The sequence below is a fragment of the Deltaproteobacteria bacterium genome (assembly GCA_030654105.1).
GTDB lineage: Bacteria > Desulfobacterota > SM23-61 > SM23-61 > SM23-61 > JAHJQK01.
On record JAURYC010000357.1, the window covers coordinates 1 to 9,367 of the forward strand.

Genomic DNA, 9,367 nt, shown 5'->3' on the forward strand with positions numbered 1-9,367 from the left:
ACTAATTTTTATGTGGGTATTTATGTTAGGGGTCGGGGCGGGATTATTATTTTCCCTTCCTGGGGCAGCGGCCCAAACGAAGCCCACTGAACTTTCTTATTCGATCTTCTTCCCGGCACCCCATAAAAATACAGTCCTGGCCGGCGAATGGGCAAAAGAAATCGAAAAAAGGACCCAGGGAAGAGTGAAGATTACTTTGTTCCCCGGGGGCACGCTGACTCCTGCCGATAAGTGCTACGACGGCGTGGTCAAAGGGATTTCCGATATCGGCATGTCCGTCCTCGGCTATACCAGAGGAAAGTTCCCTTTAACGGAAGTAATTGATTTGCCTCTTGGGTATAAGAGTGGAGTGGCGGCAACCGGCTTGGTCAATCAATATTATCAACATTTCCAGCCGAAAGAATTTGAGGAGGTGAAGATCCTTTACCTGCATGCCCATGGACCGGGGATCTTGCATATGAAAAAGGATGTGCACAAGCTCGAAGATCTCAAAGGAATGAGGATCCGCTCCACGGGATTGAGCGCCAAAGTAGTTGCCGCCCTCGGAGGGACCCCTGTGGCCATGCCTATGCCGGAAACATATGATGCTTTGAAGAGAGGGATGGTGGAAGGGTCCATGGCTCCGCAAGAATCATTACAGGGGTGGAAATGGGGAGAGGTGGTAAAGTTCACCACGGAAAGTTTTGGTTCCGCCTACAGTACAGCTTTTTTCGTGGCCATGAATAAAGAAAAATGGAATGCCCTGCCTCCGGAAATTCAGAAGATCATCGAACAAGTCAATAAGGAATGGATTGAAAAAACCGGGAAACTGTGGGATGAGATAGACAAGGCAGGAAGGGAGTTTACGTTGAAACTGGGCAACAAGATCATTTCTCTTTCCCCGCAAGAGAACCAAAGGTGGGCCAAGGCGGCCAGGCCGATTCTCGATGATTACGTAAGCAGCATGAAGGCCAAGAATTTGCCAGGGGAAGAGGCGCTGAAATTTTGCCTGGAGAAACTGAAATAATTATTTTTAACCCTCCCCATCGATGGGGGAGGGGAGAGTGGGGGTGAGTCGATTTGGTTCCCCCTCCCCTTCATCCCCTCCCGCCGAGGGAGGGGAGAGTTTTAGAGGTTTTTAAGGGACAGAAAGGAAAAGGATGGGAGGAAGGTTTGGATTCATCTATCAAATCTGCAAATGGACCAACGTAATTGCCGGCGTCACTCTCACATTGATGATGTTGATCACGGTTGCGGATGTAATCTTACGCCCTCTGGGGAGATCCATCGTTGGCATTTTTGAACTCGTGGCTTTTGCCGGGGCGGTAGTTATTGGCTTTTCCGTTCCTTTTACTTCCTGGGTGCGGGGGCATATCTACGTAGATTTCTTTGTGCAAAAGTTCTCCTTACCCGTACGCAAAAGAGTCCATATAACCACCCGGTGTCTGGGGATTGGGTTGTTTCTAATGATCGGTTGGAATTTAACCCTCATGGGTACAGACCTCTTTAAGTCTGGAGAAGTTTCTTCCACTTTGCAAATGCCCTTTTACCCAATTGTGTATGGAATCGGGGGTTGCTGCTTTATCCAAGCCCTGGTCTTGGTAGGGGATATCCTGAAGATTCTCAGGGGCCAGTATGAATGAAGTCGTCGCCGGGATCATCGGATTAATCTTAGTCCTTGCTTTATTTTTCACAGGCATAGAGTTAGGTTTCGCCATGGCTCTGGTGGGCTTTGTGGGATTCAGTTATATAGTATCCACCAAAGCCGCCTTAAACCTGTTGGCCAAGGATATTTTTGACGTATTCTCCTCGTACGGCTTCACTGTCATCCCCTTATTCATTTTCATGGGTCAAATTGCCTTCAACGCCGGGATCGCCAAGCGGCTTTATGATACTGCCTATAAATTCGTCGGCCACATCCCCGGAGGGCTGGCCATGGCCACTGTAGGAGGGGCAACCGCTTTCAAGGCGATCTGCGGGTCATCCCCAGCCACAGCTGCCACCTTCGCCAGCGTGGCGGTTCCGGAGATGGATCGTTATGGGTACAGCAAGAAATTATCGACCGGAATCGTGGCCACCGTCGGGACCCTGGGGATCCTCATGCCTCCCAGTGTTACTTTAATTGTATTCGGGATCATTACCGAGCAATCCATCGGCAAGTTATTTCTGGCCGGTTTGATTCCGGCGTTGATTATCGCCCTGTTTTTTGTCCTGATCATCTACGGCTGGTGCAGGATCAACCCTGCGCTGGGGCCCCGAGGCCAAAAAACGCGTTGGAAAGAGCGGATCGTTTCCCTCCCGGATGTCCTGTGGGTAGGGATCATTTTTTTGCTGGTGGTTGGGGGGTTGATGAAAGGTTTTTTTACCCCCACGGAGGCCGGCAGTGTGGGAACCTTTGCCGTTCTCCTTCTCGCGCTGGCCAAAAAAGACCTCTCTTATAAAGGATTCATTAAATCCGTCGGTGAATCTTTGCGCACTGCCTGCATGGTCCTGATGCTTATCGCCGGCTCTACCATCCTGGGCCATTTTCTCGCTGTGACCAAAATTCCGATGCTGGCGGCGGATTGGATCATTCAACTGCAATTTTCCCCCAACCTGACCATGATTATCATTGCCCTGATTTATTTATTGGGAGGATCTTTCATCGACGACCTGGCGTTCATGATCCTGGCCACCCCGATCTTTTACCCGGTCATCATCAAGCTGGGCTTCGATCCGATATGGTTTGGGGTGATCATCGGGATCACGGTAATGATTGGGGTGGTGATTCCTCCCGTGGCCATCAATGTCTTCGTGGTGAAAAATATCACCAAAGTACCCTTCGGAGTGATTTATAAAGGCGTATATCCCTTTTTAATCGGGCTTGTGGTCTGCGCCTTTTTATTATTTTTATTTCCCCAGATTGCTCTTTACTTACCTACTCGTTTCATGGGGTGAAAAGAGAGCGTGAAAAAATTATGAACTATGTCAGAAATTGTATCGCGGCTATGAAGGGCTATGTTCCCGGTTTTCAGCCGGCTCCCGGGGAGAATTTCATTAAATTAAATAGTAATGAAAATCCTTTTCCCCCCTCGCGAAAAGTACAAGAAATCCTCCAGAACCTCGCTTACGAAGATTTACGTCTATATCCGGATCCGGCGAGTCTGGAGCTTCGGGAGAAACTGGGTTCCCTGTATGGTTTTTCGGCCAACCAGATTATCTGCGGCAATGGTTCCGATGATATTCTGAATATTATCGTCCGGACCTTTGCCCAGCCCGGAGTGGCCATTGGGTTCTATGAGCCCACTTTTCCGCTCTATAAAGTCCTGGGAATTATTCATGGGGGCCAAGTCATCCCTATCTCCGTGGTTGAGCCTTACGAACGGCCACCGGACCCGCCAGCAAACGCAAGAGTCTTTTTCCTGGCTAACCCCAATTCGCCGGTTGGTTTTGGGTACCCAACTTCCCTGGTCACGGAACTCGCCAAAAAAGTGAAAGGAGTTTTCGTAGTCGACGAAGCTTATGCCGAGTTTTCCCGGGAAAATTCCTTAGAGCTCATCCGGAAGTTTAAGAACGTGATCGTCGTGCGGACCCTTTCCAAGTCCTATTCCCTGGCCGGGATGCGGTTGGGATATGCCATCGGAAACGAGGAATTGATCCAGGAGATGTTCAAAGTCAAAGACCCCTTCAATGTGACCCGCCTGACCCAGGCCTTAGCAGTCGCTGCGCTCGATGACCAGGAATATTTCCGGAAAAATATTCAGCAGATTATCGAGACTCGGGACTGGATTAGCAAAGAAGCGGTTGCCCTTGGGTATCGCATTATCCCTTCCCAGGCGAATTTTATTTTTCCCCAACCGCCTCAGAAGGGGAGGGGAGTAAAATTCTATGAAGCCCTTTTTAACCGCAAAGTTTTAACCCGTTATTACGATGCAGAAGGTCTGAGGGATGGAGTGCGCATGACCATCGGTACCCGGGAAGAAATGACCCTTACCCTTCGAGTGCTAAAAGACATACTACCCATTTTATAAACAGGAGGACTTATGTCCATTGCGGTCAAAATTAGGGATTACATGGAACGAGCGTCTTGGATTCGCAAGATGTTCGAGCAGGGGCTGGAACTTAAAAGTAAATTGGGGGCGGACAAGGTTTTTGATTTCAGCCTCGGAAACCCGAATTTAGAGCCCCCGGATGAGGTCAGGAAGGCCATCCTTGGGGTCATAAGCGATGAGCGGCCTGGAAAGCACGCTTACATGCCCAATGCCGGATTACGAGAAACCCGGCAAGCAGTGGCGAATTCCTTATCGAAGGATCACGGGATGAAAATAACCTGGGAGCAGGTTATCATGACCTGCGGGGCCGGAGGCGGCCTCAACGTGGCATTAAAGACCATCCTGGACCCGGGAGATGAAGTCTTGGTTCTATCCCCCTATTTTGTTGAATACTTATTTTATATTGATAATCATAATGGAATCGGACAGTTAATTAAAAATAACGAAGATTTTACTTTGGATATTGGGGCGATCGAAGCTGGGGTGACTCCGAGGACGAAAGCGATCATCATCAATTCGCCCAATAACCCTTCGGGTCGAATTTACGATGAATCCAGTTTAAAAAATTTGGGTAAATTATTTGAAAATGTTAAAAAAAGAAGTGGCCAAACCATTTACCTGCTTTCCGATGAACCCTACAGCAAGCTGGTTTACGACGGGGCAAGGGTTCCCAGTGTCTTCCAGGCTTACCCGTATAGCATGGTCATAACTTCTTACTCCAAAGACCTTTCGTTACCCGGCGAGCGGATCGGGTATGTGGTTGTGAACCCCAGGATGGAAAACTGGAAACAGGTGGTCGACGGGTTAACTTTCTGCAACCGGATCCTGGGGTTTGTAAACGCTCCAGCCCTCATGCAGCATATTATTTCCAAGTTGCAGGGGGTTCAGGTAGATGTGTCCGAGTACCAACGGAAGCGCGATAATCTATGCCGCGGCCTTGCTGAGGCTGGGTATTCATTCATCAAGCCCGAAGGGGCCTTTTACCTTTTCCCTAAATCTCCCATCCCCGATGATGTTTTGTTCGTGAACACTCTTTTACAGGAAAATATCCTGGCTGTTCCGGGAACGGGCTTTGGAACGCCAGGATATTTCCGTCTCGCTTATTGCGTCGAAGATCGAGTCATCGAAGGCGCCATGGAAGGGTTCCGCAGGGCCATTCGTAAGTTCTCCCGTTAATCCTTTCTTTTGCCCCGAAAAGCAGTGAAAAGCGATGCTGCTTCGAATACTTCAGAAACTCGTTTAACTAATTAAAACGTCTGATAAGATATATTATGTAAACTTTAAAATAAATATTCATGTGAGGTTTTTAAAAATGTAAACCGTTAAGAAAGCTAAAATCGATTGGAAGTTTAAAGGGCTTGCGACCCCGCCTCTTCAATTGCGGCGCGGGATAAAATCAGCTCCAGCCCTTATTAAAGACCTGCCGCTTTCCACCATCATGGGGACGGGGTTTTCTCCCACACCAAGGATTGCTGGCAATCTCTCAGGAATTTTGGGATTATTATCGATGATCACCCTGAGGTGTTCCTGATCCTTAGATGCTGGCGTGTGTTCCAAAATTTTAGCAAACATCAAGAGCGTTGCTTCCGGACCCATACCACCCAGAATTCCAATTATTTTTTCTCTCATGTTTTAATATCAAATAAATTAATTTGGACACAGATTTCCACAGATATTCACAGATATTTATTTTTTTGCATTTAATATCCTAATAATCTGTGTTCATCCGTGTCCATTAAGGAAATTCCTATACTCTTAAATTATTTATAATATTAAAGTATTACAAGATAAATCTCGAAATTACTGGAAGTTTCGCAAAAATTTTAATATCCTGTTAAATCAAAATTTTATTCAGAAATTCTTTGGCTCGCTCAGTCTGGGGATTGGCGAAGAAATTTTTATCTGTAGCCCTCTCGATAATTCGGCCTTGGTCCATAAAAATAATTTCATCAGCCACTTCTTTGGCAAAACCCATCTCGTGAGTCACCACAATCATGGTCATGCCGGACTTGGCCAGGGCGATCATGACATCCAGAACTTCCTTAATCATCTCGGGATCCAAAGCACTGGTCGGTTCGTCAAAAAGCATAATCTCGGGTTCCATAGCCAGGGCCCGGGCAATGGCCACCCTTTGCTGTTGCCCCCCGGATAGATTTCCAGGATATTTATTGGCTTGTTCCGGGATTCCTACTCTTTCCAGAAGAGCCATTGCCTTTTTCTCCGCCTCCCCGCGAGTCAATTTTTTAACCTTCATAGGAGCCAGAGTAATATTCTCTAAGGCGCTCATATGCGGATAAAGCTCGAATCGTTGAAAAACCATGCCGATTCTTTGCCGCAATTTTATCAGGTCTGTGGCAGGGTTTTTTAAGGATATACCATCTATGATGACATCTCCTTCCTGGAATTCTTCCAAACCGTTTAGGCATTTGCAAAGAGTGCTCTTGCCCGACCCAGAAGGCCCGCAGACTACCACTACCTGGCTGCGGCGAATTACCTCGTTGATGTTGTCCAACACTCTAAATTTTCCAAACCATTTACTCAGATTGACAATTTCAATCATTTCGCTGATTCCTTCTTTGCTTCCCACCTCTTCGTTAATAAGCTCATGGTATAACAAATAAGAAAATATACGATCCCCACAAAGGTATACAATTCCAGACTTCTGACTTCCCGGGCATCTACAATGGTGGCCGATCGCAAAAATTCCTTCAAGCCGATCACGTACGCCAACGAGGTATCCTGAAAAATGATGACCGATTGGGTTAATAGAGAGGGAACCATATTCTTCAACGCTTGGGGAATGATAACGTAGCCCATCGTTTTGCGATAGTTTAAACCGGTGGAATAAGCTGCTTGCATCTGTCCTTTGGGGATCGATTGAATACCCGCCCGGATAATCTCGGCGAAATAAGATGCTTCGAATATAATAAAGGCTATAGAGGCAGAAACAAAATCTCCCAATGGCCTCCCAGCCAGGATTGGCACCAGGAAATAAAACCAGAATATTACCAGAATGAGCGGGATACTCCTTAAAAAATTGACGAAAACAGTGGCCGGGTAATAGACGTATTTTCGTCTACTCAATCGCCCCATCCCCACCAAAACACCGAGGATTACCCCGCCACCTATGGCGATTACAGCCAGTTGAAAGGTGGTAAGTAAGCCCCGCATGAGAAAGGGCAGGTTTTCGACAATTACTTTCCAATCGAAAAAAGCCATGGTTTCCTTAACGATTACGGGCAATGAATCCGGGAATGGATAACCTCTTTTCCACTAAACCCATGAACAGGATAACGATCATGGTGATGGCCAGATAAACCAGGCAAGCAGCGGTAGTCGCTTCGAGGCCGCGAAAAGTATAAGCTTCGATCTGCTGGCTCATAAAAGTCGCTTCCAGAACCCCCACTGTCATGGCCAGAGAGGTGTTTTTGAACGTGGTGAGAAATTCTGTGGTCAAGGGGGGGATCATAATTCGGATGGCCAAGGGAATGGTGACATACCGATACATCTGAAAGTAAGTGAGTCCTGTGCTCAGGGCGGCATGAAATTGGTCCACTGGAATGGATTGCAAGCCGGAACGAATTTGTTCAGCCACTCGGGAAGAAGTGTAAATGGAGAGAGCGATCACCACGATCCAAAATTCAACATTGGCCACCTCTCGGTAAAAATATTGTTCCAGCGATGCCGGAAGAATCCTGGGAGCGGCGAAATACCAAAAAAAGAGTTGAACCAGTAAAGGGATATCCCTGAAAAACTCGGTATAGGCTGTTGCGCAGGCGCGCAGAGGTTTCCACGGGGTAACCCGGCAAGTCCCAATCACGATCCCAATGGAAAGAGCTAAAACCCAGGAGATGAAGCCGAGCTGGATGGTTGTCCATATGCCTTCGAGCATCCAGCTCCCGTAGGGTTGCTGCCATAGAACAGACCATCGAAATTCATATGCGATCATCCCCAGGAACCTCGTAGGAGTAAAAAAAGCCAAAGAAAGAAGGGAGAAAATTCTTTCTTTGGCTCTTTTTTTCTTGGCTCCAGTTTACGGCCAGGCTTGCAACTTCAATAAGATTTTGAATTCCTCACTCATGGGATAAGGAACCGTCCCCTTCGGACCGAACCATTTTTCGTAATTTTTTAAGAACCTGCCATCTTTGATCATATTGATGATTTGGATGTTGATAAAGTCACGAAAGTTGGAGTCATTCTCCCTAACAATATAAGCGTAAGGATCATAAGTAATTAAATCTCCCACCACTTCAAACTCTTCGGGCTTCGGGGCTTTGGCCTTCAATCCGGCCAACAAAATGCCATCCGTGCAATAGGCATCCAGAATCCCCCTTTGCAGGGCCAGGAATCCTTGGGAATGCTCTTGATAAACAACAATATTGGCTGGCGGCTTGATGACCCCTTTTTCATTAAGATCCCGGATAGCTTTTTCATTCGTCGAACCCTGAGCAGCTCCCACTTTTTTACCAGGAAGGTCCTTATCGTTCTTTATGCCGCTCCCCTTTTTGACTAAAAGCTGCGTGCCCGTGATGAACACAGTGATAGTAAAATCCACTGTTTCTTCCCGGTCGACGGTATGGGTGGTGGAACCGCATTCAATATCAATTGTCCCGTTGGCCACAAGAGGGATACGGGTTTTGGGGTTGGTTGTTTTCCAGGTAAGTTTGAGCGGCTTTCCCAGCTGCTTTTCCAAGCCTTTATGGAATTCTCTGGCCATATCTACGCTAAAGCCAACATTTTCGTTATCCTTGCTGATGAAGGCGAAGGGAATAGCCCCATCCCGCACTCCGACTACAAACTCCCCTGATTTGGAGATTTTCTCCAAAGTTCCCTGGGCAAAAACACCAGTAGTTAGGGATAAGACAAAGACTCCCACCATGATGATCAAATAGATTTTCTTCATTTTGGACCTCCTTTCTTCATTATAAAAAAAGAATAATTATCACCTACCCCCCTTCCCTTTGGCTTTTTTTGTTTTTCTTGCTCGAGGAGATTTATTTTTCGTTTCTATGCGCTTGGAAGCCAGGATTTTTTTCACCTCCCTCTTCCTGAGTTTCCGTATGGCCACGAGAGTCGCTTTTTTATTTAAATTTGGGTGAAATTTCCCTTTTTCCCATGAAGCCACAGCGCTCAGGCTTACCCCTGCGAGAATGCCCAGGTCTTTCTGCGAAATCCCAAGTTTTTTGCGCAGGAGGCGAATCCTTTCTGGTGTAAAGCGGGAAGCCTTCGCTTCTTCCATTCTGGCTTCCAATTTCAATTTCTTGCTTTCACCCCTGCGGATCTGCTCCTTAGTCGTTGGCTCTAAAGAATGGAAGTTCTTGGCCAGGTGCGATAGATTAAGCCTTATCTTCCAAACT

General features: G+C 47.1%; 11 protein-coding genes. 5 read left to right on the forward strand and 6 right to left on the reverse strand.

Annotation, left to right across the window (positions count from 1 at the left end; genetic code table 11):
* Window positions 1-22 precede the first annotated feature (22 nt).
* The 5 genes from Q7V48_15745 (at window position 23) to Q7V48_15765 (ending at window position 5,186) form a co-directional block, all read left to right on the forward strand.
* Window positions 23-1,006: a TRAP transporter substrate-binding protein gene (locus tag Q7V48_15745; protein MDO9212175.1), complete on the forward strand. Its 984-nt coding sequence runs from the start codon at window positions 23-25 to the stop codon at window positions 1,004-1,006.
* 133 nt (window positions 1,007-1,139) lie between these two features.
* The gene (locus Q7V48_15750) at window positions 1,140-1,622 is read left to right on the forward strand and encodes a TRAP transporter small permease (GenBank protein ID MDO9212176.1); all 483 of its coding nucleotides are present in this window, start codon (window positions 1,140-1,142) and stop codon (window positions 1,620-1,622) included.
* Complete coding sequence (locus tag Q7V48_15755) at window positions 1,615-2,916, forward strand: TRAP transporter large permease (protein ID MDO9212177.1); 1,302 nt, start codon at window positions 1,615-1,617, stop codon at window positions 2,914-2,916. Before Q7V48_15750 ends, Q7V48_15755 begins: the two co-directional genes overlap by 8 nt.
* Before the next feature lie 20 nt (window positions 2,917-2,936).
* Window positions 2,937-3,989: a histidinol-phosphate transaminase gene (hisC, locus tag Q7V48_15760; GenBank protein MDO9212178.1), complete on the forward strand. Its 1,053-nt coding sequence runs from the start codon at window positions 2,937-2,939 to the stop codon at window positions 3,987-3,989.
* A gap of 12 nt (window positions 3,990-4,001) precedes the next feature.
* Entirely contained in the window at window positions 4,002-5,186 is a 1,185-nt protein-coding gene (locus tag Q7V48_15765) for a pyridoxal phosphate-dependent aminotransferase (GenBank protein ID MDO9212179.1), read from the forward strand.
* Between the two features lie 198 nt (window positions 5,187-5,384).
* On the opposite strand, the gene Q7V48_15770 is transcribed toward Q7V48_15765, so the two are convergent.
* The 6 genes from Q7V48_15770 to Q7V48_15795 form a co-directional block, all read right to left on the reverse strand.
* A complete protein-coding gene (locus Q7V48_15770) occupies window positions 5,385-5,639 on the reverse strand; it encodes an aspartate/glutamate racemase family protein (protein ID MDO9212180.1) in 255 nt (84 codons plus the stop codon).
* A 205-nt stretch (window positions 5,640-5,844) separates the two neighbouring features.
* Complete coding sequence (locus Q7V48_15775; GenBank protein ID MDO9212181.1) at window positions 5,845-6,570, reverse strand: amino acid ABC transporter ATP-binding protein; 726 nt, start codon at window positions 6,568-6,570, stop codon at window positions 5,845-5,847.
* Entirely contained in the window at window positions 6,567-7,229 is a 663-nt protein-coding gene (locus tag Q7V48_15780; protein ID MDO9212182.1) for an amino acid ABC transporter permease, read from the reverse strand. Before Q7V48_15780 ends, Q7V48_15775 begins: the two co-directional genes overlap by 4 nt.
* A 7-nt stretch (window positions 7,230-7,236) precedes the next feature.
* Window positions 7,237-7,959 carry an amino acid ABC transporter permease gene (locus Q7V48_15785; protein ID MDO9212183.1) on the reverse strand — a complete coding sequence of 241 codons (723 nt, stop codon included), beginning with the start codon at window positions 7,957-7,959 and terminating at the stop codon, window positions 7,237-7,239.
* Between the two features lie 84 nt (window positions 7,960-8,043).
* Window positions 8,044-8,913 carry a transporter substrate-binding domain-containing protein gene (locus tag Q7V48_15790; protein ID MDO9212184.1) on the reverse strand — a complete coding sequence of 290 codons (870 nt, stop codon included), beginning with the start codon at window positions 8,911-8,913 and terminating at the stop codon, window positions 8,044-8,046.
* A gap of 39 nt (window positions 8,914-8,952) precedes the next feature.
* Window positions 8,953-9,367: helix-turn-helix domain-containing protein (locus Q7V48_15795; GenBank protein MDO9212185.1), on the reverse strand; the 415-nt coding region annotated here is incomplete at its 5' end.

Excerpts from the sequence above, each read along its gene's own strand:
- Q7V48_15765 (MDO9212179.1), top strand. The coding sequence starts at position 4,002 with ATGTCCATTGCGGTCAAAATTAGGGATTACATGGAACGAGCGTCTTGG.
- hisC (MDO9212178.1), top strand. The coding sequence starts at position 2,937 with ATGAACTATGTCAGAAATTGTATCGCGGCTATGAAGGGCTATGTTCCC.
- Q7V48_15770 (MDO9212180.1), bottom strand. The coding sequence starts at position 5,639 with ATGAGAGAAAAAATAATTGGAATTCTGGGTGGTATGGGTCCGGAAGCA.
- Q7V48_15790 (MDO9212184.1), bottom strand. The coding sequence starts at position 8,913 with ATGAAGAAAATCTATTTGATCATCATGGTGGGAGTCTTTGTCTTATCC.
- Q7V48_15780 (MDO9212182.1), bottom strand. The coding sequence starts at position 7,229 with ATGGCTTTTTTCGATTGGAAAGTAATTGTCGAAAACCTGCCCTTTCTC.
- Q7V48_15750 (MDO9212176.1), top strand. The coding sequence starts at position 1,140 with ATGGGAGGAAGGTTTGGATTCATCTATCAAATCTGCAAATGGACCAAC.
- Q7V48_15785 (MDO9212183.1), bottom strand. The coding sequence starts at position 7,959 with ATGATCGCATATGAATTTCGATGGTCTGTTCTATGGCAGCAACCCTAC.
- Q7V48_15775 (MDO9212181.1), bottom strand. The coding sequence starts at position 6,570 with ATGATTGAAATTGTCAATCTGAGTAAATGGTTTGGAAAATTTAGAGTG.
- Q7V48_15745 (MDO9212175.1), top strand. The coding sequence starts at position 23 with ATGTTAGGGGTCGGGGCGGGATTATTATTTTCCCTTCCTGGGGCAGCG.
- Q7V48_15755 (MDO9212177.1), top strand. The coding sequence starts at position 1,615 with ATGAATGAAGTCGTCGCCGGGATCATCGGATTAATCTTAGTCCTTGCT.